The organism is Saccharopolyspora erythraea NRRL 2338 (genome assembly GCF_000062885.1).
GTDB lineage: Bacteria > Actinomycetota > Actinomycetes > Mycobacteriales > Pseudonocardiaceae > Saccharopolyspora_D > Saccharopolyspora_D erythraea.
In genome coordinates this window covers 2,583,677-2,606,874 of record NC_009142.1, presented here as the reverse complement: position 1 = coordinate 2,606,874, position 23,198 = coordinate 2,583,677, and the positions used below count along the sequence as shown (strand labels likewise).

20 protein-coding genes and 4 pseudogenes are annotated in these 23,198 nt (G+C 69.2%); 7 read left to right on the top strand and 17 right to left on the bottom strand.

Translation table 11 applies throughout. The features are described 5' to 3' along the window. Positions 1–163 precede the first annotated feature (163 nt). The gene (locus tag SACE_RS11720; protein WP_029621674.1) at positions 164–1,372 is read left to right on the top strand and encodes an FAD-dependent oxidoreductase; all 1,209 of its coding nucleotides are present in this window, start codon (positions 164–166) and stop codon (positions 1,370–1,372) included. Between the two features lie 433 nt (positions 1,373–1,805). Here SACE_RS11720 and SACE_RS11715 read toward each other — a convergent pair whose 3' ends face one another. From SACE_RS11715 to SACE_RS39120, 6 genes and pseudogenes are all read right to left on the bottom strand, one after another. Then, positions 1,806–3,140 carry an alpha/beta fold hydrolase gene (locus SACE_RS11715; protein WP_011873671.1) on the bottom strand — a complete coding sequence of 445 codons (1,335 nt, stop codon included), beginning with the start codon at positions 3,138–3,140 and terminating at the stop codon, positions 1,806–1,808. A gap of 261 nt (positions 3,141–3,401) precedes the next feature. After that, the gene (locus SACE_RS11710; RefSeq protein WP_009947170.1) at positions 3,402–3,707 is read right to left on the bottom strand and encodes a hypothetical protein; all 306 of its coding nucleotides are present in this window, start codon (positions 3,705–3,707) and stop codon (positions 3,402–3,404) included. A gap of 653 nt (positions 3,708–4,360) precedes the next feature. Continuing rightward, positions 4,361–5,292 (bottom strand): annotated as a pseudogene (locus SACE_RS11705) (ribose-phosphate diphosphokinase). Between the two features lie 215 nt (positions 5,293–5,507). Further along, the gene (locus tag SACE_RS11700) at positions 5,508–6,266 is read right to left on the bottom strand and encodes a ribosome hibernation promotion factor (RefSeq protein WP_009947175.1); all 759 of its coding nucleotides are present in this window, start codon (positions 6,264–6,266) and stop codon (positions 5,508–5,510) included. 75 nt (positions 6,267–6,341) lie between these two features. After that, complete coding sequence (locus tag SACE_RS11695; protein ID WP_011873668.1) at positions 6,342–6,770, bottom strand: DUF2267 domain-containing protein; 429 nt, start codon at positions 6,768–6,770, stop codon at positions 6,342–6,344. 421 nt (positions 6,771–7,191) lie between these two features. Then, positions 7,192–7,323, bottom strand: a pseudogene (locus SACE_RS39120) (IS3 family transposase); the annotation flags it as partial. A gap of 713 nt (positions 7,324–8,036) precedes the next feature. Here SACE_RS39120 and SACE_RS40380 point away from each other — a divergent pair. Together SACE_RS40380 and SACE_RS40080 are read left to right on the top strand one after the other, a co-directional pair. After that, positions 8,037–8,636 (top strand): annotated as a pseudogene (locus SACE_RS40380) (IS110 family transposase); the annotation flags it as partial. A 154-nt stretch (positions 8,637–8,790) separates the two neighbouring features. After that, positions 8,791–8,913: pseudogene (locus tag SACE_RS40080) on the top strand (transposase); the annotation flags it as partial. On the opposite strand, the gene SACE_RS39110 reads toward SACE_RS40080, so the two are convergent. The 9 genes from SACE_RS39110 to mftA form a co-directional block, all read right to left on the bottom strand. After that, positions 8,856–9,161, bottom strand: coding sequence for a GNAT family N-acetyltransferase (locus SACE_RS39110; RefSeq protein ID WP_231850052.1), 306 nt, complete (start codon positions 9,159–9,161; stop codon positions 8,856–8,858). The pseudogene SACE_RS40080 and the gene SACE_RS39110 sit on opposite strands and share 58 nt — an antisense overlap. A 139-nt stretch (positions 9,162–9,300) precedes the next feature. Further along, a complete protein-coding gene (mftF, locus tag SACE_RS11680) occupies positions 9,301–10,749 on the bottom strand; it encodes a mycofactocin biosynthesis glycosyltransferase MftF (RefSeq protein WP_009947178.1) in 1,449 nt (482 codons plus the stop codon). Beyond that, a complete protein-coding gene (locus tag SACE_RS11675) occupies positions 10,746–11,522 on the bottom strand; it encodes a mycofactocin-coupled SDR family oxidoreductase (RefSeq protein ID WP_009947180.1) in 777 nt (258 codons plus the stop codon). Before SACE_RS11675 ends, mftF begins: the two co-directional genes overlap by 4 nt. After that, positions 11,519–12,247: a mycofactocin biosynthesis peptidyl-dipeptidase MftE gene (gene mftE, locus SACE_RS11670; protein WP_009947182.1), complete on the bottom strand. Its 729-nt coding sequence runs from the start codon at positions 12,245–12,247 to the stop codon at positions 11,519–11,521. Before mftE ends, SACE_RS11675 begins: the two co-directional genes overlap by 4 nt. Next, positions 12,244–13,173, bottom strand: coding sequence for an SDR family NAD(P)-dependent oxidoreductase (locus SACE_RS37165; RefSeq protein ID WP_048817719.1), 930 nt, complete (start codon positions 13,171–13,173; stop codon positions 12,244–12,246). The genes mftE and SACE_RS37165 overlap by 4 nt, the downstream gene beginning before the upstream one ends. Next, positions 13,160–14,335: a pre-mycofactocin synthase MftD gene (gene mftD / locus SACE_RS11655; protein ID WP_009947184.1), complete on the bottom strand. Its 1,176-nt coding sequence runs from the start codon at positions 14,333–14,335 to the stop codon at positions 13,160–13,162. Before mftD ends, SACE_RS37165 begins: the two co-directional genes overlap by 14 nt. 26 nt (positions 14,336–14,361) lie before the next feature. Continuing rightward, entirely contained in the window at positions 14,362–15,540 is a 1,179-nt protein-coding gene (mftC, locus tag SACE_RS11650) for a mycofactocin radical SAM maturase (protein ID WP_009947185.1), read from the bottom strand. A 16-nt stretch (positions 15,541–15,556) separates the two neighbouring features. Next, positions 15,557–15,883 carry a mycofactocin biosynthesis chaperone MftB gene (mftB, locus tag SACE_RS11645; RefSeq protein WP_081468320.1) on the bottom strand — a complete coding sequence of 109 codons (327 nt, stop codon included), beginning with the start codon at positions 15,881–15,883 and terminating at the stop codon, positions 15,557–15,559. After that, positions 15,873–15,980, bottom strand: a complete 108-nt coding sequence (mftA, locus tag SACE_RS36260) for a mycofactocin precursor MftA (protein ID WP_009947188.1) — start codon at positions 15,978–15,980, stop codon at positions 15,873–15,875. Before mftA ends, mftB begins: the two co-directional genes overlap by 11 nt. Positions 15,981–16,176: 196 nt before the next feature. Here mftA and mdo point away from each other — a divergent pair, with 196 nt between their 5' ends. The 4 genes from mdo (at position 16,177) to mftM (ending at position 21,145) form a co-directional block, all read left to right on the top strand. After that, on the top strand, positions 16,177–17,442 hold the full coding sequence (gene mdo, locus SACE_RS11640; RefSeq protein ID WP_009947190.1) for an NDMA-dependent methanol dehydrogenase: 1,266 nt from the start codon (positions 16,177–16,179) through the stop codon (positions 17,440–17,442). A 62-nt stretch (positions 17,443–17,504) separates the two neighbouring features. Then, a complete protein-coding gene (locus tag SACE_RS11635; RefSeq protein ID WP_009947191.1) occupies positions 17,505–18,518 on the top strand; it encodes a MadB family AAA-type ATPase in 1,014 nt (337 codons plus the stop codon). Then, positions 18,515–20,005, top strand: coding sequence for a MadC family VWA domain-containing protein (madC, locus tag SACE_RS11630; RefSeq protein WP_009947192.1), 1,491 nt, complete (start codon positions 18,515–18,517; stop codon positions 20,003–20,005). The genes SACE_RS11635 and madC overlap by 4 nt, the downstream gene beginning before the upstream one ends. Positions 20,006–20,239: 234 nt before the next feature. Then, complete coding sequence (gene mftM / locus SACE_RS11625) at positions 20,240–21,145, top strand: mycofactocin oligosaccharide methyltransferase MftM (RefSeq protein WP_009947194.1); 906 nt, start codon at positions 20,240–20,242, stop codon at positions 21,143–21,145. On the opposite strand, the gene SACE_RS11620 is transcribed toward mftM, so the two are convergent. Further along, positions 21,146–21,829 (bottom strand): MadR family response regulator transcription factor, encoded by a 684-nt coding sequence (locus SACE_RS11620; RefSeq protein ID WP_011873665.1) that lies wholly within the window; start codon positions 21,827–21,829, stop codon positions 21,146–21,148. It lies immediately after the preceding gene. Further along, on the bottom strand, positions 21,822–23,192 hold the full coding sequence (locus tag SACE_RS11615) for a MadS family sensor histidine kinase (RefSeq protein WP_009947197.1): 1,371 nt from the start codon (positions 23,190–23,192) through the stop codon (positions 21,822–21,824). The genes SACE_RS11620 and SACE_RS11615 overlap by 8 nt, the downstream gene beginning before the upstream one ends. Between the last annotated feature and the right edge of the window lie 6 nt (positions 23,193–23,198).

Here is a 23,198-nt window from a genome sequence, read left to right as displayed (position 1 = left end):
GGCGCTTCAGCGGCATCCCACGCCGTACCCCCATAGGAGTCGTGGTGCACTTCGGACCGCACCCGGTCGCCAACGACGACGGTTCGCAAGCCACCAGCGCTGGGCAGCGCGAGCGGTGACCAGCCAGAAAGAGCGTCAGGCTCACTCTCCCGCCTCCTGCGCGGTGGCCGGAGGCGGACCCGGCGGCATGCTGCTCGCCTACCTCCTGGCCCGCTGCGGCGTCCCGGTCACGCTCTTCGAGGCACACCGCGATTTCGACCGCGACTTCCGGGGCGACTCGCTGCACCCCTACACCCTGGAACTGCTGGACGCTCTCGGGCTGGCCGACACACTGCTGGAGCTACCGCACTTCCCCGCGCGCTACTTCCGCTTCCACACCCCCACCACCACGATCACCACGACCGACTACGGGAAGCTGCGAACCCGGTTCAACTACGTCGCCCTGATGCCCCAAGCCCAATTCCTGGACTTCCTCGCCGAAGAGGCATCACTCCTACCGGCCTTCACACTGCGCTTGGGCGCCAAGGTCACCGGCCTGCTCCACGACGACAACGGCCGGATCGCCGGCGTGCGCTACCGCGACGAGCACGGCGAGCACGACCGCCCGGCGACCCTGGTCGTCGGCGCCGATGGACGGTTCTCGAAGGTACGCCGCCTGGCCGGTCTCTCCGCCCATTCCCTCGGCGCCTCGAGCGACCTGCTGTGGTTCCGCCTGCCCCGGCGCCCCGACGACCCGCCCGAAGCCGATGTCGACCTGTACTTCGGGCGCGAACACTACGTGGGCCTGCTCGGCGGTCCATCGGGCTGGCAGGTCGGCTACTCCCTGCCCAAGGGCGGCTACGCGGCCGCCAGGCAAGCCGGCGTCGACCCGATCCGCACCTTCGTCGCCCGCCACGTGCCCTGGCTGGCCGACCGCATCCACCTGCTGGAGAGCTTCTCGCAGATCACGCTGCTGCCGGTCGACATCGCCCGCGTCACGACGTGGCACCGACCGGGACTGCTGCTGCTCGGCGACGCCGCCCACGTCATCTCACCCGTGGGCGGCAACGGAATCCTCATGGCGATCCAGGACGCCGTAGCCGCCGCGAACCGGCTCGTTCCCCTCTTGCGCCGAGGAACCGTCACCGACACCGACCTGGCCAGCGTGCAGGCCGACCGCGAACCCGCGATCAAACAGGTTCAAGCCCAGCAGGTCGCCATCGAGCGACGCGCGGCCCGTGCCCTCCGCACCGGCCTACCCATGAGCCCACCCCCGCTGCTCAAGCTCCTCACGGCCCTGCCGGGCGTCCGCGCGCGCAACGCACGCGCCAACGCCTACGGCCCGCAGCCACCACAGCTCAACACCGCCCTGCTCGACGCCCCAGGCTCATGAGCCGACCCGGGTCACGCCTCAGTGCCGAGGGGATTCCCGCCCCTGCGGGTGCCGCGCTGAGCACAAGGCCAGCCGCTTCGTCCAACGAGTTCCGGCCGGGAATGTGCGCGGGCCGCGCGGATACTCGCCCATCCCAGCCCGCGCATCAGCGTTGGAAGCAGTGTTCAGCGAGCGCGTCCGAGCCGAAGGGCCTGGACCAGCACGCCACGGTCCAGGCCTACCCTTCGCACTGCGGTGACCGTAGCGGACGGCTCGCGCGGCCCCAGGAAACGTGACGGGCAGCTCCGCTCGGCCAGTGCGGCCTGCAACGCCTCCATCGGCAAGCTGTGCTGCTCCTCGGGAGCACAGCTCAGCAAGTCCCGAAGCCGTGCCCAGCAGGCGCCGTCATCCGAAGTTCGAGCGCGCCGATGCCGACGACGGCAAGATCCAGCCATCAGGCTCCGCGCCCGACCGCCATGAGGTGATCGGTGAACCAGGCTCGGGCCAGCTCCGCGACTTGGTCCAGAGCACCCTCCTCCTCGAACAGATGAGTCGCGCCCGGCACGACCGCCAGCCGGCTCTCGCACCGCAACCGGGCCTGGGCTTGCCGGTTCAGTCCGAGCACCGCGTCGTCCCGGCCGCCCACGATCAGCAGAGTCGGCGTTCGCACCTCGGCCAGCCGGTCAGCCGCGAGATCCGGCCTGCCACCGCGGGACACCACGGCCTTCACCAGATCCGGTGCCTCCGCGGCCGCCCACAGTGCCGCCGCGGCACCGGTGCTCGCGCCGAAGTAGCCGACACCGCGGTGCTGGGCCTCGGGCTGGGTGTGCAACCACCTTGTCACTTCCACCAGCCGCGAGGCCAGCAGTTCGATGTCGAAGACGTTCCTGCGGTCGAACTCCTCGGTACCGGCGAGCAAGTCGAACAGCAGCGTCCCCAACCCGGCCCGGTTGAGCTTGATGGCCACATAGCGGTTGCGGGGGCTGTGCCTGCTACTCCCACTGCCGTGTGCGAACACCACGATCCCCTCGGACCGCTCGGGAACGCTCAGATGACCAGCCAGGCGCACCACACCGGTCGCGAGCTCGACCTCCTCGTCCCGCAGCAAGACGTCGGGGTCGGTGGCACGCGTTGTGGGGGAGCGCGGGATGCGCCCGCGCGGCGCCCTGTCGAGCAAATCCACGACTTCCGCGTCCGAAGTCTGGGCGAAGTCCGCATACCACTCACCGATCGCCCAGAACACCTCGGGCGTTTCCAAGCACACCAGTTCGTCCACGGCGTTCCGCAGGCCCGCCAGAGCACTGGGCGGGGCCACCGGTACGGCCAGCACCACCCGCGTCGCGCCCTGCGCTCGGGCCACGCGGCAGGCCACCGCCGCGGTCGAGCCGGTCGCGATCCCGTCGTCGACGACGATCGCCGTCCGCCCCGGAAGCTCCTCCCGCAGCCGGCCTCTCCGGAACCGCTGTGCCCGCCGGTCCAATTCGATGCGCTCGCGTCGCTCGACCTCGGCCAGCTCGTCGGGCCGCACGCCGGTTCGCCGCACCACCTCGTCGTTGATGACCCGGACATCGCCCTCCCCGATCGCGCCCATCCCCAGCTCAGGGTGGAAGGGGACACCGAGCTTGCGAACCACGATCACGTCCAGCGGTGCGTCCAGCGCCCGGGCCACCTCGAAAGCGACCGGAACGCCACCACGCGGCAACCCGAGCACCACCACGTCCTCGTCCTGCAGATGACTCAATTGCCGGGCCAGCCGCCGCCCGGCATCTGTCCGATCTGCGAAAGGCATACTCCACCACTTCCTCCGATTCAGCCCGATGCTCACCCACAGGCGCCGCGCACGCACCGGTCCAACGTCACTTTCCTCATTCGCACCGCGTTACCGGCCGACCGCTGGGCCTGCGCACGGGGGCGTCCGCTGGCAACGTCGTACCCGGTCCGACGGGACATCGGCGCAACGGCTTTTCGCCCCGGCCAACACGACCACAACGCTTCGGACGGGAGCGAACGCTCCGCGCCATCAAGCGAACGAGGTGGAACATGGCAACATCTAGCAGGCCCGTGCTCGTCGGGTGGACGAATCACCGGCGTCTCTTGCCGCTGCGGAAGCCACACTGCGCCGCGCGCGCAACTCGTGGTGATAAACAACGACCCCGCTCAGGATGTCGGTCTCCAGCGCCGGCTGCACGACGTCGCCGCCCAGTGCCGTCGGCACCTCCACCATGGCCGTCCCGCTGACGAGCTCATCCGCCGCCCGGGTGAGGCACAGCTGCTCGTCACCGGTCCCCGCGGCCAGAATCGCCGGTGTCGACGACTCCCAGCACAGCGGTGCCGCCCTGCGGTTCGCACTCGACACCGCGACCCTGCACCACGCCGATGTGCTGGCAGTGCTCGTCCTGCGCGCATCCGTGCGGAATACCCCTGGACTGAAGAGTCCATCATCCACATCGGCTGGAAGCGCTGGCACGATGAAGCACTGCACAACCTCGGCGGGAAGCTCACCGAGTGGGCCGGGGAGTACCCGTGGATCAGGGTCCGCGCAGAAGTGCGGCGCGGCCATCCGGTCCGAGAGCTGGCCGAAGCCGGCAGTGCGGTGGCCTCCGGGGTCCGGCACCACGCTCCCTGCCCCGTCACCGTGGTCAACTGAGCCCGCAGGGCGGAGCACTGACTATGCCGAGATTCGCATACGCCGGCACCCGATTGCGACGCCGCACCTCGTACGCCCGATGCTTATACGCCCTGGTCGGCAGCCCACCACTTGTATCAGGAACACCACACGGGGATGCACCGGCGTGGTGCACCGGCAAACCCGGCGCAGCGGAAAGTTCCCCTTCCGGACCATACTCCCCGGCCAGGTCGACCCCGAGAACATCGAATGCACGTTCGGTGCGCGAGGCCGGGGAGTCCCAGCTCGGCAAAGATCGAGATCAAGTAGTAGACGCGGCGAGCACCCGACCTCGGAGCCAGGAGGCCCTCCGGCATGGCTTCGAGGTGCATCCAGCGACCACTTCAGCTTCGAGCGAGGAGGTCGTCCACACTCAGGTTCTGATGCAGTCGCCCGATGGCGTCGGCGAGCAGAGGCGCAATGGAATGCACCTCCAGCGGGAAAGCGGCAGACGCGCGCTGAGCCAGGCTGTCGGTGACGAACAGGCTGCGCAGCGGTAGTGCGGCAAGCCTGTCTGCGGCGGGATCGACCAGGAGGCCGTGCGCGGCGACCACGGTGATGCCGGACAGCGCACCGTGTTCCAGCAGCACGTGCGCCGCCGCCTCGATGGTGCCACCAGTGCTGATCATGTCGTCCACGATCAGCACCGGCTTCGACTCGACATCGCCCACCAGTTCCTCGGCACGGACGGTCGATCCGGTTTGCCGCGTTTTGCGGACCACGGCGACCGGCGCCCGCAATGGCGCGGCGCAATGCTCCGCCAACTTCACCGCACCGAGATCCGGTGCCACGACCACCACTTCGCCGAGCCCCCGCTTTCCCGCGGCCGCCAGTTCCGGCACTGCGGTAAGCACCTCAACCGGTATGGGGCACATGGCCTCGAGCGACTTCGTGTGCGGGTCCACGACGATCAGCCGATCCGCCCCCGCACCTGCTATCGCATCGGCGACCACCCGGGAACCCAGCGACTCGCCCGCCCGGTTGCGCCGATCCTGGCGTGCGTAACCGAAGTACGGCACCACCGCGGTGACCCGTGCTGCATCCGCACGTCGGCACGCGTCGAGGAGCAGCAGGAGTTCCACCAGGTGCTCGTTGACCGGGGGCCGGTGGGCTGAACCACGTAGACGTCCGCGCCGCGGCCGGTGTCCAGCACCGGCCGAAGCTCGCCGTCAGGAAATCGCTCGATCGAACTTCCGGCCATGTGGGCACCTGACGCATCCGCGATGGCTGCGGCGAGGGGACGGTTGGCCGTTCCCGCTACGAGTTGGAATTTCATCGCATCGCTGCTCCTGCGCACCCAACAAGCGTCGGTCGTGACCACAACCGCCGCCACGGGCCCAGTTGCGTGGGCGTGCGGAAAGGTCGTTGGACCAATGCTGAGCACTGTTCTGCCGTACCGCCATCACCTTTCGCCGTGCGCTGTCCGTATTCGCACGTTGCCGGCAGCGCGGCCTCGGCCCTCACCTCCGCGGGTGTCGTGAAATCCCCTTGTTACGCCGAAGGCGTGATCAGTCCGTAGTGCCCGTCGTAACGGCGGTAGAGCAGGGCCCCTCTGCCACGTTCGCCGTCCAGGTAGAAGAGAAACGGAAGGTCCATGGCTCCCATCCGCTCAACAGCTTCGGCTGTGCTGAGCACAGGCGCGCGCTGTTCGCTGACGGTAACCGGCAACGCGTGCTCGGCAAGGTGGCCGGGGTCCGGTTCGACTTGGGCGAGCCGAAAACCGCTCGGCGTGCGGTACAAGACGCTGTCCTGACCGGTGCCCACTTCGGTGAACAGGTGGAAGTCGTAGTCCATGACGTCCATGTCGAACTCGGCGTCGTCCACACCGCATCGCGCGAGGGCGAAGGTCTTGTGGCGGATCACCTGGCTCTCCTCGACCGGGCGCGGGAAGTACGGGGGGCGGCGCGCCGGCTGGTCACCGTGGCGCCATTCATGAGGTTGCCTCGACCCCATCCGGCCCCGCCGCGCTTCCCAATGCCGGGCGACCCGCTCCAGGACGTGCTGAAGGCGATCGTGCAGCCGGTCGATCGCTTCCTCCGAAGTGGCCGCGCGAACCTGTGCTCGCACCGGCCTTCCGTTGACGTCGAGGCTGGCTTGCGCCACCGCGCGCGGAGAGGCCGCGGGGTCCCGATGGCGCGACACGCGCACCCGCGCGTACAACACGGGCTCGTGGGCGAAACGAAAAACGGAACGGACTCGTTCCTCGGCATAGTCAGCGATACCTATGATCGGCTCATCGGTGACTTGCACGCTGACCGGAACATCCGAGGACGCTCGTGACCGAGCCACCATTGCGACCGCTCTCCAATCCAGCGAACCGACGGGCTAGGCCGCCGGGCTCAGCAGCGCGCGAATTTCCTCCGGAAGCCGATCGAGCACCTTGTCCACCTGTCCCGGCGATAGGTGCCGGAGGGCGACTGCCGTGACCGCGGGAGCGGCCCGGTGCACGTCCTGCACCGAGATGTTCGCCGACACCGCGAAACGGGAGACGTACTCCTGCGCGTCGTACTTCTCCGGGACCGCACTGGGGTTCCAGCCCTCGTAGTAAACGCCCCGCAGCAGCTCGGGCAGCTGTGCGGCGAAATGCGCGGCGGTCTCCACCGGCAGCCGGTCGCGCAACGTCTGCAACCACGTACGCAGGACCCGATAGGCGAAGTGGCGGTCGTCGGTGTCGAACTCGCGGCCGACGTCGTGCACCCACGCACTCGCCGTCTGCACCGCGTGCTCGAAGAGCGGAGCGTTCGCCGTCGGCACGGTCACCCCTCCTTCACGCCTTCGTTCCGTCTCCAGCCTCCGATTCAAGCCCGGACCGGTGCAGAGGCGGAAGTCCGGTACCGCTCGCCGTGCAGGCGCGCAGGACACCGCAGCCCCCGAACCCTGGGCGACATCGCACCCTGGGCCGCGGCCGCCGCACCGCGAGGGTCATCGAACCCGCGTTCGGCCACCTGTGGGACAGCAGTGGATGCACCGTCAGATCAGGTACCGGTGTGCCACCGGGGAGAGAAGTTTTCGCCGTGGAGAAAGCAGTCGCACCCTTTCAGCCGAGTACTCAACTCGACCCGCCAGTGCCTGGAGGTCGAACCGCTACCAGGCTGCGGAGGAGTTCCGCGCGGCCTCCGACGGGGAGCCCACGAAGTGGATGGAAGCCGGGCATTGCTTCCAGCACGACGCCGTGGGCGTGGATGTCGAGCGCGGCGTTGAGCAGGTGAGCGTCGTCCCAGTCGCGTTGCGATACCGGATCAGCACACCATTGGCAGTAGGCCTGCCTGGAGATGCCCAGCACCCCGCACGTCACCGCGGTCGGCACCCTAGTCTTCCCGCTCGTCCGTGAACTCGGTAAGGCTTGGGCACGGCGGCATCCTTCCAGGTGAGGCCAAAGCCTCACACGTCAGGTGTCAACCAAACCCTGGGCAGACCCCGAACGCAGCGGAGGGCGCGACTGACTCGGTACCGCAGGCGCACGGTCGCTCCCGGCCTTCGGGAAGCCGCGCTGGTTGCCGTTGTACAAACATCGCCAGCCGCTGGCGCACAACCTCCATGCAAACGGCGGTGCAGTTCGTCGCGGTCCTGTGGCAGCTTACAGCTGGTCCCCCGGGGCGTCATCACGAAGGAACGGTGTGGAGTTTCCTGAGAGCCGACTACGCAACAGCAGCGCGCCGGCTCGGCGCGGCCGTCCCGGTCTGCGGCGCGGCCGCGTCGATCTACACCGACGCCACCGCCTACGGGACTGGATCGACCGGACCGCGCGCTGAACCACTCAGGACACATCGCCCCTGGTCTCCCGCTCACCGGAGGCCAGGGCGGGCGAACAACGCGGAGCCGTCGTGCTTCAGGTACTCCATCATGCGGCCGACCGATGATCTCGACCCGCGTCCTCTGCGGTTTCGACGTCGAGTCGACCTCGGGGACGGTGGTAGTCGTAGTCGACCTGCCATTCTTCGAGCCGGGCATTTTTGCCCCTCCAGCGCGGTTACTGGTGCTTCAGGCCAACCCGCCAGCTGCAAATCGACCGGAACGACCGCGTGTGTGGTGGATGAGACCGGCAAGGTCGTGTTCGGTCAGAAGGTCATCAACAGTCAGGCCGCGATCGAGGCGTTGATCGCTCGCATCGGCAAGAAGGCCGACGGGGTGGTGTGGGCGGTGGACATGACCTCCGGCTCCGCAGGTCTGCTGATCACGCTGCTTTTGGCTACCGGGCGGCCGGTGGTGTATGCGCCCGGCAGGCTGGTCAACCGGATGGCCGGAGCGTTCGCCGGCGAGGGCAAGACCGACGCCAAGGACGCCCGCACCATCGCCGAAACCGCCCGGCTGCGCGGGGACCTGACTCCGGTGGCCAGCCCGAACGACATCGCACCCGACCTGCGGATTCTCACCGCTCGGCGTGAGGACCTCATGGCCGACTGGGGCCGGGGTGTCAACCGGATCCGCGAACTGCTCGCGAGCATTTTCCCCTCGCTGGAGCGGGCCTTCGACTTCTCCACCCGCTCGGCGCTGATCCTGCTGACGGGGTTTCAGACCCCCGACGGCGTCCGCGCCGCCGGTACGGACGGCCTGCGGGCCTACCTGACCGAGCACCAGGCCCACGCCCGCAGCATCCCGTCCATCGTGGACAAGAGCCTGTTCCTGAACTGGTCTTGGTCGTCGGGGCGTTGCGGAGATGGGAAGGGACTCCTGGTAGATCGGGTGGTGTCTAGTCAACCGTCCTACCGAGGAGTCCCGGGTGCCATCGTGCCCGAGTTCGTCGGCCCTGTTCGCGCGCGGTCGACAGTGCTGTCTGCTGGCCACCACGCACCGCCCTTCGCACAGGTCGCGGCGTTATCCGTCGGATACGACCGACGCTCAGTGGGCTGTGGTCGAACCTTTGCTGCCGACGCCGGGCTGCCTGGGAACACCACGGTGGGACCCAACACCTACTCGACCAGCGCTGAGGTCCAGGACCGCATCGCCGCCCGGAACCTCCTGGCCAGGCTGCGCTACCTCTGCCCGAGCGTGCGGCACCTCTGGGCTGCGATGCACCCCATGGCCGCGCAGCTTCTTCTCCAACTCGCCCAGCAACGCGCTGCCGATGCCGCGGTTGCGCCACCGCGCGTCGAGGGCGAACATCGCCAGCCAGGCGCGCTCACCCTCCACCTTGGCCGCCGCCATACCGACCACGTCCTGACCCACGACCGCCACCATCGCCGGGTGACCCGCCCGAGCGATCGAGATCACCTCGGCGGCCGAGAAGACCGGCTCTCCACCCTCCCTGCTCTGATCCCAGATGTGGATCGCCTGGTCGAGGTCGTCATCGTGAAAATCGCGCACCCGCCACGACGGCATGACACACTTCGCGTAGTCCACCGGTGATCTTGGGAACGAGCGCCGCCATTGTCCGGTGCTCGACCGAACCCCACCACACGCCGGCTCCGTAGGCGAGATCGTCGATCCGGCGCAGGACGACGAACGTGACGGGATCGAGCTCCGATGCCTTCTTCTTCCACTCCACCAATCCGTCTACAGTAGACATTCCAAGGAGCAGCCATCGCGCTCGGCGGCTTTTCATCACCAAGGCGAGCCCGATCGGCCAGTGGTGACGTACACCGGCCCGCAACAGCTGGAGCGCCGTGGAGTACAGGCCTGCCAGGGTTAGCAAGCCGGCTGCGCGAACCGGGGTGTCCGCGTCCGGCATCCGGCGTGCCAGGCGCGTTCCGGCGATGGCCGCCAGTCCGGTCGCCGAGGCTACAGCGGCGGGCTTGCCGGTCAGAGCCAGGCACACGGCGAGCAGTGACCACGCCGTCACATGCATCGGCGGCACCTGCCCGGGATGGCGGGCGGCCAGCGCCGCCGCACCCGAACCGTAGAAGGCGCGCCGCGCCGCCCAGGGAAGGAGTGCGGTGCGGTGGTCATGCGCCACCTGCGCGGTGGGCACGTACCGGAGGCGCCACCCCTTCTCGTGCAGGCGCATGCACAGGTCGACGTCCTCGGCCACCTGGAGCTGTTCGTCGAAGCCTTCCGGTGCGGCGGCACGTCGCAGCACGATCGCGGCGCTGGGCACGTAGGCCACTTTGGACATGGGGATGATCGGTGCTTCGTCCGGTCCCAGGTCCAGGGCGGAGCATGTCTGCTCGAACGAGCCGATTCGGGTCGGTCGCTGCTGGGGCAGCGCTACCACTCGCGGCGCTGCGAGTCCCACCCCGGGGTCATCGAACTGCGCCAGCAGAGGCGGGAGCCAGCCGTGCTCCGGCACGACATCGGAGTCGCAGAACGCGACGAATTCCTGGGTCGTCGCGTGAAAGCCGGCGTTGCGGGCGGACGCAGGCCCCTGGCTGCGGTCGTGGCGGATGACCTCGGCGCCATGCTCTGCGGCCACCGCACGGGTCGCACCGGCATCGCGGGACCCGTCGTCGACGACGACGATCGGCACCCCGGCGGTGCGGGGATCCGACCGGACAGCGTGCAGTAGCCGTGCCAGCATGTCCTGGCGGTCACGCACCGGAACCACGATGGCGACCGATCGCTCCTCGTCGGCCGCTGGCCGAGGATGGACGACGCCGACGTCGAGCAGCGCGCGGGCCAGCGCCGCCGACGCCGGATCCCGGACCGTGAACGAGCCGGCCTTGACCAGTTCGGCGGCTCGCGGGTGCAGCCGCAGCAGGCGGCCGGGGCTTCCCCCGAACACGAGCCTGCCATTGCGGGACAGGCGGGCCGACCTGTCCAGTTCGACGCCGAAACCTCTCGGCAGCGCGGCGTTCATCCGGTGAAGCCTCCATCCGCGTGCAGCACGGTCCCGTTGAACGCGCTCGCGTCCGGCGAACTCGCCCATGCCACCGCCGCTGCCACCTCCTCGGGTTCCAACAGCCTGTCGACCAGCTGGTGCGCGCCGAGCGACTGCACGTCGTCGAGTTGGTAGAGGGCAGCCGTCGCTCGAAGCATGTCGGTGCGAGTAGAGCCCGGGGACACTGCGACCGCGCTGACCCCGGACCCCTTCAGGTCGGCGGCCATACCGCGCACCAGACCGAGCACCGCGTGTTTGGCGGCGCAGTAGGCACCCAAGTGCCACAGCCCGTGATGCGCCGCGGCGGAAGCGAGCGCCACGAACCTGCCCTGCCGCGCGGGAAGCATGGCGGGCACCGCTGCCCGGGCCAGGTTCAGCAAGCCGCGCACGTCGATGTCGAACAGCGTGTCCCACTGCTCGTCGGTGGTCTCCCACAGTGGTCGGCCGCCCAGGATCACGGCTGCGGCACCGATGGCGGCGTCCAGCCTGCCGTGCTGATCGAGTGCCTGCTGGACGGCGGTGTCGAGGACCGCGCGCTCGCGGACATCGCCAGTCAGCACGGTGATTCCGTCGCCGTCCTCGGCCAGCGTCCGCAGTTCGTCGGCGGTACCCAGCGGGTATGGCACGGCCGGGTCGTCGTCGCAGAGGTCGACAGCGACGACGTTCCAACCATCGGCACGGAGCCGCCGAACGACCGCGGCGCCGATGCCGCGTGCCGCACCGGTGATCACGGCGGTCGGCTGTGCGGTCATGACCTCACCTCGGTTCTCGTTCGGAGCAGACGTCCTGCCCGGACGTTCCATGAATGGACGGCGGTGCACAGCTCAGCGGCCATCCTGTTGAGCAGCCGTTCCCCTGCGGCGGCCGACGCGCCGCCCGGATCTCCCAGCACTCCGTTGGGGCTGACCGCTCGGACGGAGTTCCGCTCCAGTTCGCCCATGAGCTTCCTGACCGGCTCGGTGCGTCCCGCTCTCGCGCGGTCCTCGCGCACGGACAGCGGTCTGAGCGCCATCATCATCGAGGTTTCCGTTCTCCCGGCATGGGCATCGCCACCCTGGACCGCACACGGCCACCACGCCACCTCGCGCCGCTCGTCGCGCAGTTGCGCGACGGCCTTCGCCAGCACCGCGTTGTTGCCGCCGTGGCCGTTGACGATCAGCACGCGCCCGCACCACCCCGACAGGGACCGGCCCAGTTCGACCACCAGCAGGTGCAGCGCGTCGCAGCCGATGGAGACCGTTCCGGGAAACCCCTCGTGCTCACCGCTGGCGGTGTAGTGCTGGGTCGGGGCGAGCAGCACATCGGTGCCGTCGGCCAGTTCTCGCACCCCCTTCCACGCGACCGCGGTCGCGATCGAGCTGTCGGTGTCGAGCGGAAGATGCGGTCCGTGCTGCTCGCAGGACCCGAACGGTACGATGACGAGCGGGCGGCGGCCCTCCAGGTCCGGCCAAGCCTGCTCGGCCAGCAGCAGGCTCATGGCCGACTCCCCTCTGGGTGGCATGCACGCTCCCGGAGGTAGCCGAGTTCGTCCACCGCCTCCGATGCCGGCATCCGCCCCACCACGCGAGCCGGGGCGCTGGTGGACGCGCCGGTCAGCTGCGCGAGGCGTTCCCGTGGTCTCGTGCCGGCGGGCGGCGCGAGCGCGTGCGTCCGCGGGCGGAGCGGGTCGCGGGAGAGCACCCTCGCCGGGGCCTCGTCCGCGGAAGGGGCGTCCACGACGGCGATCTCCCTGCGGCGAGCCGCCCTCACCTCCGGCAGCGCTGCCCGCCGCGGCCGGACGCCGGCCGCCTCGACTGACACGACCGCCGGGGTCGCGAGACGCAAGGCCTCCCTCCTGCCGTGGTCGAGTCGACGGTGCACGAGCAGCTCACCGCCGCCTTCCTGGCCCCGGACGACACCGAACGCCTGCACTGCCCCGAACTCGGCGGCCAGGAAAGCCGGTACCGTTCCCGGCCCCGGTCTCCGCACACGATCAGGGCAGGTGCACCGCACCTTTCCGAGGTTGGCCACCTCGTCGACGCAGACCGGGAACAAGGCATGCCACTCGTCATGGTCTTCTTCCCATAACATTTGCCCGCCGGCCATGACCGCCGCCGCGGCGACCGCCGCGTCCACCCCACCAAACCGGTATTCGGCAACCGCGACTGCGTCGGCGAGAGTGGTTCGGTCCTGCACATCGGCCACGACATCCGCGACGGCACCGGGAAACTCCTCGACGAGCGCGGCCAACTCCTCCCGGGTGGCCAGAGGGTATGAAACCCGATTGTCGTCGGCGCAACGGTCAACGGCCACCACACGCCACCCCGCCGACGACAGCCGCCGAACGGTGGCCGCGCCGATTCCGCTTGCGGCACCGGTGACAACAGCTACTCGTGGTTTCCCCCATGGCTCATCGCATCCCACGGGTGAAGCCGTCGGGGATGACGAGATCGGCGCGATCCACATCGTGCACCGAGGACTTGGCCAGCCCGAGCAGCGCGGAGTCGATCCCGCCGCGCAGGACCTCGATGACGTTGTGCACGCCCCGCTCGCCTCCCGCGGCCATTCCCCACAGGTAGGCGCGGCCGATCATCACGGCGCGGGCGCCCATCGCGAGAGCTTTGACGACGTCGCTGCCCCGCCGAACACCGCCGTCGAACAGCACCTCGATCTGGTCGCCGACGGCATCGACGACACTGGGCAGCACCCGGATGGTCGCCGGAGTGCTGTCGAGGTTGTTGCCGCCGTGGTTGGACACCGAGATCGCGCTGGCTCCGATGTCCACGGCACGCCGCGCATCATCGGGATGCGTGATCCCCTTGAGCAGGAACGGCCCGTCCCACTGCTCACGCAGCCACGCCAGATCCTCCCAACTCGGAGGCGTCGTCTGCATCCATTCCCCATAGGCACCGAAGAAGGTCGGGCCCGTCTCCCCCGGGTCAACCAGATTCGGCGTCGTCAGGTCGGGCAGGCTGGCACTGCGCAGGTACTGCATCAACCAGCCGGGCCGGGTCAGAACCTGGGGCGCGAACTTCAGCATCGTCTTGATGCCGACCCGCTCGGGCAACGGCGGGCTCCCCCAGTCCCGGGCGGTGGCGAACGTCCAATCCAACGTCACCATGAGGCCTTTCGCCCCCGCGCGCTTGGCGCGGTCCAGGCGGCGCTGGATCGACTCCCGGCTCCCGAGCCAATAGGCCTGGAAGAATGTCTTCGGGTTGGCCGCGACCACGTCCTCGATCGGCTTGCTGGCGAAGGACGACAGCCCCACGGCAGTGCCGGAAGCCGCAGCCGCCTTGGCGACGGCGATCTCACCCTCGGGGTGCACGGCCTGCACCCCGGTCGGCGACAAGATCACCGGCAACGACACGTCCTGTCCCAGCACCGTCGTGCCCTGGCTCCGCGTGGCAGGGAGGTCCGCGATCCGCGGGCGAAACCCGAGCTCGGCGAAAGCCTCGACATTGTCGTCGAGTGTGGTTCGACGTTCCGAGCCCGCCAAGAGAGCCAAATACACCGACTTCGGCAAGCGCTTGCGCGCCCGCTCCCTGGCTTCGGCAACGGTCTCGAACCACTTCCTAGTGGATGCCATCGACTGCTTCCTTCCTCGTGCTTCGCTCAGCTCACCAGGGGGCTGGAGTCGCAGGGTTTGGCAGGAACGGCGGGAATGCCCAACCCCACCTTGCGCCGAGAGGTGCGGGAGTGGTCCTGCGCGGCCTTCGGCAGCCCGGAACGGTCCACCACGGACAGGGCGGTCTGCCCGTACCCCTTGACGCACTCGGGGTCCGGGCCGTCGAGCGGCAGGCCGGTGAAGAACTTCGCCGCCATACACCCGCCCTGGCAAGCGTCGAACGCCGAGCACGACCGGCACGCTCCACCGGTCTGCGGCTGACGCAGCTCGGTGAACAACTCCGACTCCTGCCACACCCGTGCGAACCCGCCTGTCTCGCGCACGTTTCCCGCCTTGAACGCATCATGGATCGCGAACGGGCACGCGTACACATCTCCTACCGGGTCGATCAAGCACACCACCCGACCCGCACCGCACAGGTTCAGCCCAGGCAACGGGGTGGAACCCAATGCATTGAGGTGGAAGAACGAATCACCCGTGAGCACCTGATCGCCATGCGCCACCAGCCACGCATAGATCTCGCGCTGCTGTTCATCAGTGGGATGCAGCTCGTCCCAGACGTCCGCGCCTCGACCCGACGGCCGCAACCGCGTGATGCGCAGCTGCGCCCCGAACCGATCCGCGATCGCTCTGAAATCATCCAGCTGGGAGACGTTCTGCCGGGTCATCACCACCGATATCTTGAAATCGCGCATCCCCGCCGATGACAAGTTCTCCAACGCCCGCATTGCGGTGTCGTACGAACCCGGCCCGCGCACCGCGTCGTTGACCTCGGCTGTGGCGCCGTCCAACGAGATCTGCACGTCGACGTAGTCCGTTGCCGCCAGCTTCCGCGCGCGTTCGGGCGTGATCCGGTAGCCGTTGGTGGAGAACTTGATCCCGACGTGGTGGTCGACGGCGTAGTCGACCAGTTCCCAGAAGTCCGATCGCACGGTCGGCTCCCCGCCGCCGACGTTGACGTAGAAGACCTGCATCCGCTCGAGCTCGTCGATGACGCGCTTGATCTCGTCGGTTCCCAACTCGTCGGGGTCGCGGCGACCCGACGACGACAGGCAGTGCGCGCAGGACAGGTTGCAGGCGTAGGTCCACTCCCAGGTCAGGCAGATCGGCGAGTCGAGGCCGTGCTTGAACTGCTCGACCAGTGGTGGCACATCGGCGGTGGTCATGAGGGCTCCCGGGGTGTCAGTCGCGGACGATCATTTCCGCGCGGGCCAGCGATGCGAGCGCGTTGAGATACGCGCGCTGCTCGTGCTCGGTGACGCCGTGGGCAGACAGCGCGGCCTGCGCGGATCGGTGCTTGTGCAGGCCTTCGACCACGGTCACCAGCAACGGCGTTTTGAGGAATGACAGCCGGCGGTTGCCGAAGTGGTAGGCCAGCGCGCCGAAGGGCTCGGGGCGCAACGCCACGTTCGGGCTCAGCGCGTAATGGCCATCCGGTTCGAAGTCGGGGTGGCCCCGCGTCTCCGGGGGCGTCGGCGCGTCCCCGGAGACGCGGTGCTCAGTAGACACCGCACATCCCGTCGATCGACACCTCTTCGACGAGCAGTTCCTCAACCTGGTCCGGCTCCACTTCCTGGGCGGACAACTCGACGATCTCCTCGGACATGGCGACTTCCCTTCTGTGACGGCGGTCTCGCTGTGGTCGAACCGAAGCTAGCCCCCGGCAACTCGCCGTTTCGCCGTGCTGTCGGTTCTACCCGGCCTACCCGATCGGACAGGTCTCGCACCGCACGCCTGGACGTTGTCGCGGATCACGAGCAACAACAGACTCATCGCATCAACCTCAACGCGGAGGAGGACGCATGGAGCTCAACCGGATCTGGGATTTCCCGATCAAGGAATTCCACCCGTTCCCACGGGCGATGCTCGGGGTCGGCGCCCACGAGATGGTCGGGGTCGAAGCCAAGAAGCTCGGCTTCACCCGTGCTCTCCTGGTCACCACCGGGCTGCGCGGCTCGGGCATCGTCGAGGACCTCAAGGGCAAGCTGGAGTGGGCCGGCGTCGAAGTCGTGCTCTACGACAAGGTCGAGTCCAATCCCAAGGACTACAACGTCATGGAGGCCGCCGCGCTCTACCAGTCCGAGAAGTGCGACGGGGTCGTCTCGATCGGCGGCGGCTCCTCGCACGACGCGGCCAAGGGAGCGCGCGTGGTCGTGGCCCACGACGGCCGCAACATCAACGAGTTCGAAGGATTCGAGAAGTCCACGAACAAGCAGAACCCGCCGCACATCGCGATCTCGACCACCGCGGGAACCGGCTCGGAGACCTCCTGGGCCTACGTCATCACCGACACCTCCGACATGGACCAGCCGCACAAATGGGTCGGGTTCGACGAGAGCACCATCTGCTCACTGGCCATCGACGACCCGGTGCTGTACTACGACTGCCCGCAGCACTTCACCGCGTTCTGCGGCTTCGACGTGCTCGCCCACGGCAGCGAGCCCTACGTGGCGCGGCTGGACTTCCCGCCATCGCTGGGTAACGCGCTGTACTCGATCGAGCTCGTCGCCAAGCACCTGCGCGAGGCGGTGTTCGAGCCGCGCAACCTGGAAGCCCGCTCCGGGATGATGCACGCGCAGTACATCGCCGCCCAGGCGTTCAACTCCGGCGGGCTGGGGATCGTGCACTCGATCTCGCACGCCGTGAGCGCCTTCTTCGACAGCCACCACGGCCTCAACAACGCCATCGCGCTGCCCCGCGTGTGGGAGTACAACCTGCCGTCCCGTTACGAGCGCTACGCCCGCATCGCGACCGCGATGGGCGTGGACACCTCGGGTATGACCACCGTGCAGGCCGCCGACGCGGCCGTAGACGCCGCGATCCGGCTGAGCAAGGACGTCGGCATCCCCGACAACTTCGGCCAGGTCAACAAGGACAGCTACGACAAGAACCGGATGGACACCGGCAAATACAGCGGGCGCGGCCCCTCCATTCCGGGTGATGATGCCACCGTCCGCAAGATCTCCGAGCACATCCAGGGTGACTGGTGCACGCCGGGCAACCCGCGCGAGGTCACGGTCGAGTCGATGCTGCCCGTCGTTTCGCACGCCATCAACAAGTCGTACTGACACCGGTGTCCGGGTGGGCGGCGAGGCGCGCCGCCCACCCGGACCGAACCGCGGGAGGCGAAGTGGGCAACGGTTTCACGGATGCGGACGAGGTGGTCGAGGCGCTGCGCGAGCAGGACTACGTCCCCGACGCCGAGCTGGCGGTCGTCGTGCTGCTGGCCACCAGGCTCGGCAAGCCGCTGCTGCTGGAAGGTCCGGCGGGGGTGGGCAAGACCGAACTGGCCAAGGCGCTGGCGGCCGCGGGTGGCCGCCGGTTGGTCCGCCTGCAGTGCTACGAGGGGATCGACGAGGGCCGGGCCCTCTACGAGTGGGATTACGGCAAGCAGCTCATGCACGTGCAGATGCTGCGCGAACGCATCGGTGAAGCCCTCGCCGACGCGCCGGACCTCGCCGCGGCGGCCGAGATGCTGCAGCGCCAGGACACCGGCCTTTACACCGAGCACTTTCTCGCCACCCGTCCGCTGATGGAGGCGATCCTGTCCCCGGAGCCGGTGCTGTTGCTGGTCGACGAGGTCGACCGGGCTGACGAGGCGCTGGAGGCGCTGCTGCTGGAAGTGTTGGCCGAGCAGCAGGTCACCGTGCCCGAGATCGGCACCTTCACCGCCCGCAGCTCCCCGTGGGTGGTGCTGACCTCCAACGACACCCGCGAACTGACCCCCGCGCTCAAGCGCCGCTGCCTGCACTTCCCGATCGACTTCCCCACGGCGGAACGGGAAAGTGAGATCGTGCAGCGCCGTGTCCCGGGGATCAAGGACGAAGCGCTGGGCACGCTGGTCGAACTGGCCGGCCGCCTCCGCGAGCTGCCGCTGCGCAAGCCGCCGTCGATCTCGGAGGTGGTGGACGCCGCCCGGGCGGCCGAGATGCTGGGCGACACGTGGTTCGAGGACGAGGCGTGGCTGACCTCCCTGGTCAAGTACGTCGGCGACCGCGACGTGGCGCGCGGCGAACTCGCCGCCCGCGAGCCCGCCGCCGCCGAACCCGCCGGCACCACGGCCGGTCCTGCGGCGGCATTCCGCGGCCACGGCGGCCGGGACCACGACCGCGGCTCCCAGCACGGCCACCGGAGCCGTCGATGACCGCGCCCACCCTCGTCGCAGTCGCCTTCTCCCAGCTGCTCAGGCGCTGCGGAGTCGGGGTGTCGCCGGCCGAGACGATCGAGGCCCGCGAGGTGCTCGACCTGGTCGGTCCGCACAACCTGACCGCTCTGCGGGCCTCGCTGCGCGCGGTGACCACCAAGTACCGGCACGAGTCAGCGGCCTTCGACGCCGCGTTCGACCGCTTCTTCCTCGGAACCGGGTCCGCCGGGACCGAGGACGCCCGCCCGGATCCGAGTGGGCAGGCGGACCTGCCGGCCACCGAGCTGGATCTCGTCGACGACGAGCCGCTGGCCGGCTACACCGACCACAACCCCCGGGCCGAGGAGATCGGGGACCTGCTCGATGCCCCGCCCGACCCGGGCGACGGGTTCAACCCGCACAAGGACGACGACGACCTGAGCCTGTCCACGAGCGAGCGCGAGCTGTCGGTGCGTACGGGAGGCGACAACGGCCGCCGAGGGATCAGCTACACCGTCGAGGTGTCCCGGGCCGGTTCGGCGGTCGCCCGCGAACTCGCTTCCGGCCGGGCCGCACCTCCGTCGGCGCGCACCCTCGACTGGACCGACGCGCGCTCGCTGCTGGCCTGGCTTGACGCCCTCGATCCGCACGCGGTGTACCGGGACGGCCCGGAGGACCCCCGGCAGCCGACCGACGAGGAGCTGGCCCGGCTCGCCGAGGCGGTGGAGGCGTTCGTCGCCTCGCTCGCGGAGCAGGTGGTCGCACCGGCCGAGGAGACTCCGCAACAGGAGGCCGACGCGGTGCAGCACGCCGAACTGCAGCGGGCGTGCCACGAGTTCCTCCGGCGGGTGCGCGGCGCGGCGCGGCAACGCCCGCTGCGGCGCGGGCGGGGCAAGCTCGACATCCGCCGCACGGTGCGCCGCAGCATGCGCGCCGACGGCATCCCGTTCGAGCCGATCGTGCGCCGCCCGCTGCCGGATCGCGTGCGGCTGCTGGTCGTCGCCGACGTGTCGCTGTCGGTCCGCCCCGTCACAGCCTTCGCACTGCGGCTCGCCCAGACGATGCACGGCGCCGCCCACCGCTGCCGGGTCCTCTGTTTCGTGGACAAGCCGATCGAGGTCACCGACGAGCTCCGGCGCAGGGCCGGCGATGACGTGCTGTCCCGGATCCTCGCCGGTGGCCGCATCGACCTGGAGGCAGACAGCGACTACGGCGCCGTGCTGACCGGGATACTGGCCCGGCACAGCGACGCCTTCGACCGGAGAACGGTGGTGCTGTTCGTCGGCGACGGGCGTTGCAACGGCCGGGCGCCGGGGGTGGAGGAATTGGCGGAGCTGCGGCGCCGGGTGCACCGGATCGGCTGGATCACGCCGGAACCACGACGCTACTGGCGACAGGCGTCATGCGCGATGGAGGACTTCGCCGAACAGTGCGATGCGGTCGTCGTCGCCCGCGATCCAGCGGAGCTGGTGCGCGGGGTCGACGACCTCGTCGCGGGTCTGTCCTGACCGTGTCCACATCGGCGGTTCGCCACCCGTCGTCAACCGACGCCCGACCGTGGCGGCCCAGCGTCCCGCCAACCCGCGCCGTGACCACGTCACGAGCGGATACCAGTCGGAGAGGAGACGCCTCATGAACGCCGAGGAGCTGCTCGAGCCCTTCCTGTGCGAGCGGCAGCCGCTACGCGACCTGGCTGGTCTGGCGCACGCGTCGGATGCGCTGTCCGCAGAGTCGGTGGGCCTATGACCGACATCAGGCAGTTCTCCGGCAGCGCTGCGATCGATCCGCTGGCCAACAGCAGTCCCGGCTGCTACCGCGATGAGGCGGTGGTCGTGATGCACGAGGGGCGCGCCACGCCGCCGGAAGAGAAAGCGATCACCCGAACGTCGCACTTCAGCCTGCACCGCAACCGCGACCAGGTGCTCGTCAGTCACCGGATCGCGCCGCAGGAGCTCGACAACGACGTCGCGGGCAAGCTGGCCGATGAGCTGTTCGCGCCGGGGTGGCTTTCCGGCGCGGAGATCTTCGAACGGGTCTTCACCGGGGTCGTCAGGTCCACTGTGGATGACGCGATCAGCGCTTGGTCCACCTTCTACCGAAACACCCTCGGCCGCATCCGGAACTTTCACGACGTACCGGATTCGTCGATCTCGGCGATGGTGCCCGTCTATTCACGGGTTCTAACGCTGGTGCCGCCGGGCAGGGTCCTGGACGTGGGTTCCTGCTTCGGCTTCCTGGCTCTGCTGCTCGCCGAACGCCCCGGGACCCGCGTTGTCGCGTCCGACATCGCCAACGGCACCGTCACGTTGCTGCGCGCGATCGCCCCGGAGCTGGGCCTGCCTTTGGGGACGCTGATCTGCGATGGGGCACGGGTGCCGCTGCCGGACCAAGCTGTCGACACGGTCACGGTCATCCACCTGCTGGAGCACCTCGAACGCGATCACGGCGAAGCCGTTCTCGCCGAGGCGATCCGGTTGGCGCGACGACGGGTCGTGGTTGCGGTGCCGTTCGAGGAGGAACCAACGGCCGCCTACGGGCACGTGCGCACCTTCGACATGGCCGAACTGCACCGGCTGGGCTTCGGCACCGGCCAGCCGTACGAGGTCTGCGAGCATCACGGCGGCTGGCTCGTCGTCGACTGCTCGTAGTCAGATCAAGCCGCGCTTGCTGGCCTCGTAGACGGCTTCGGCGCGGGTTGATACGTCGAGCTTGCGCATGATGTTGCGCACGTGGAACTTCGCCGTCGTCTCCGAGATGTAGAGCTGACCGCCGATTTGCCGATTGCTCGAGCCGGCGGCCAGCAGCCGGAGCACGCCGAGTTCGCGCTCGGTCAGCTCCGGCTCGCTGGACCGGTTGTTCATGGAGTGCACCATCGCCGCGGCCGAGCGCGAGTCGAAAGCGCTCTCGCCGCGCGCCACCGCACGGATCGCCCTGACCAGCTCGGTGGTGTCGACGTCCTTGACCACGTAGCCGCGGGCACCGCGCCGCACGGCCTCGACGACCAGCTTGTCGTCGAGGAACGTCGTCAGCACCAGCACCCCCAGGCCGTCGTGCTCACCGGTGAGCCGCTCGCACAGCGTTAAGCCCTCGGAGTCCTCGCCGGACGACAGCTTGAGGTCCAGCAGCACGACCGACGGCGACGTCCGGGCGACCACGGCCACCGCCTCGGCGGCGGTCGCACCCTCTCCCACGACTTCCAGGTCTGGTTGCCGCTCCAGCAGCGACCTCAGCCCTTGCCGCACGATGGAGTGGTCGTCGACGATCACGATCCGCACCGGACCGGGCGGTGCGCTCACAGCTCCTCCAACCGGCCGTGCCGCTTCCTCACGCATCGCCGTCCCCTTCCGCAAGCGGCATCGGTACCTCCAACCGGATGAGCACTCCGCCCATCTTCGCCCTGCCGATGCTCAGTTCACCGCCGAGTTCTTCGGCTCGTGCGGCCATGTTCGCCAACCCCCGGTGATGTCCGTTGAGATCGCTGGTGCGTGCGATCCGCAGCGTCCGACGCAGCTGCGCGGGATCGCCTGTGCCGTCATCGGCGATGGACAGCACGATCCGGTCGATCTCGTATCGCAGGTGCACCGACGCGCGGCCGGCCCCCGAGTGGGTCGCCGTGTTGAACAGCGCCTCCCCGGTCAGCCGGAGCAGCGAGTGCTCGGCCTCGCCAGGTAGCGGCACCGGCTTGCCCTCGATCCGCACCGCGACGTCGACGTAGGCGGGCAGGTGCACATGGGACAACCGCTCCAGCAGGACCGGCAGCGACCCGGGGCCTTCTTCGGCACCTCGGTGCAGGGCGTAGATCGCCGAGCGTAGCTGCGCGACCGCTTGCTGGGTCAGCTCCTTGGCGGGCTGCAGTCGCTCCGCGACCTGCTCGGAGGCGCCACCCAGCGCCGCCAGCTCCGCCCGGCACACCTCCACGATCATGCCGGCGCTGAGCACGGCCTGGGTGACGCTGTCGTGCAGTTCCCGGGCGATGCGGTGCCGCTCCTCGTCGATGACCTGCCGCTGCATCGCGTCGGTGAGCCGTCGCTGGACCTCCTGGAGCTCGGCTTTGCGCTCGACGAGGTCCTTGGCCTGGCGTGAAGCCTCCGCGTCGAGCTGCTCGGCACGCCCCTTGAGCTGTGCTGCGGTGTGGAAGAGGTAGGAGTTGTACAGCGCGACCGCAGCCTGGTTGGCCAGCACACGCAGGACCGCGAGATCCGTATCGGTGACCTGCACGCCCGCACCGGGCCGGCCGACCACGCCGCCGACGGGTTCCTCGTCGAGCAGCATCGGCGCACGAACCCATCCCGGCCGGGCCTCCCCCGGCTCCAGCTCCCACGGCCGCTTGCGGATCACGTCCAACTGCTCGCGCGCCTCGGCGGGTAGCTCGTGCTCCTGGTCGACCAGCTCGCCGTCACGGGCGAACAGGAAGCCCGGACGTATTCCCCGCAGCGCTCCGTCGGCGACCGCGATGAGCACCCACTCGGCCTGCAGGTGCTCGACCGCTGCCAGGACGACCGCCTCCACCAGCGCCCTCGGGCCCTCGGCCGAACGCACGACGGCGCGGGAGATCTCGTCGAGCGCCTGGACCGCCACCGCCAGCCGCTCGTTCGATCGCCGGTACTCGGGGTAGAACGATCTCTTGCTCGACCGCACCCCGGTGAGTTCACCGAGGGTCGCCTCTCCCGCGCGGACGCGGTCACCACCGGACACTGCTGA

Bases quoted from the DNA above. Each gene is read 5' to 3' on its own strand.
- SACE_RS11715 (WP_011873671.1), bottom strand. From the start codon at position 3,140: ATGCCTTTCGCAGATCGGACAGATGCCGGGCGGCGGCTGGCCCGGCAA.
- SACE_RS39110 (WP_231850052.1), bottom strand. From the start codon at position 9,161: ATGGCGGCGGCCAAGGTGGAGGGTGAGCGCGCCTGGCTGGCGATGTTC.
- mftF (WP_009947178.1), bottom strand. From the start codon at position 10,749: ATGAACGCCGCGCTGCCGAGAGGTTTCGGCGTCGAACTGGACAGGTCG.
- SACE_RS11675 (WP_009947180.1), bottom strand. From the start codon at position 11,522: ATGACCGCACAGCCGACCGCCGTGATCACCGGTGCGGCACGCGGCATC.
- mftE (WP_009947182.1), bottom strand. From the start codon at position 12,247: ATGAGCCTGCTGCTGGCCGAGCAGGCTTGGCCGGACCTGGAGGGCCGC.
- mftD (WP_009947184.1), bottom strand. From the start codon at position 14,335: ATGGCATCCACTAGGAAGTGGTTCGAGACCGTTGCCGAAGCCAGGGAG.
- mftC (WP_009947185.1), bottom strand. From the start codon at position 15,540: ATGACCACCGCCGATGTGCCACCACTGGTCGAGCAGTTCAAGCACGGC.
- mftA (WP_009947188.1), bottom strand. From the start codon at position 15,980: ATGTCCGAGGAGATCGTCGAGTTGTCCGCCCAGGAAGTGGAGCCGGAC.
- mdo (WP_009947190.1), top strand. From the start codon at position 16,177: ATGGAGCTCAACCGGATCTGGGATTTCCCGATCAAGGAATTCCACCCG.
- madC (WP_009947192.1), top strand. From the start codon at position 18,515: ATGACCGCGCCCACCCTCGTCGCAGTCGCCTTCTCCCAGCTGCTCAGG.
- mftM (WP_009947194.1), top strand. From the start codon at position 20,240: ATGACCGACATCAGGCAGTTCTCCGGCAGCGCTGCGATCGATCCGCTG.
- SACE_RS11620 (WP_011873665.1), bottom strand. From the start codon at position 21,829: ATGCGTGAGGAAGCGGCACGGCCGGTTGGAGGAGCTGTGAGCGCACCG.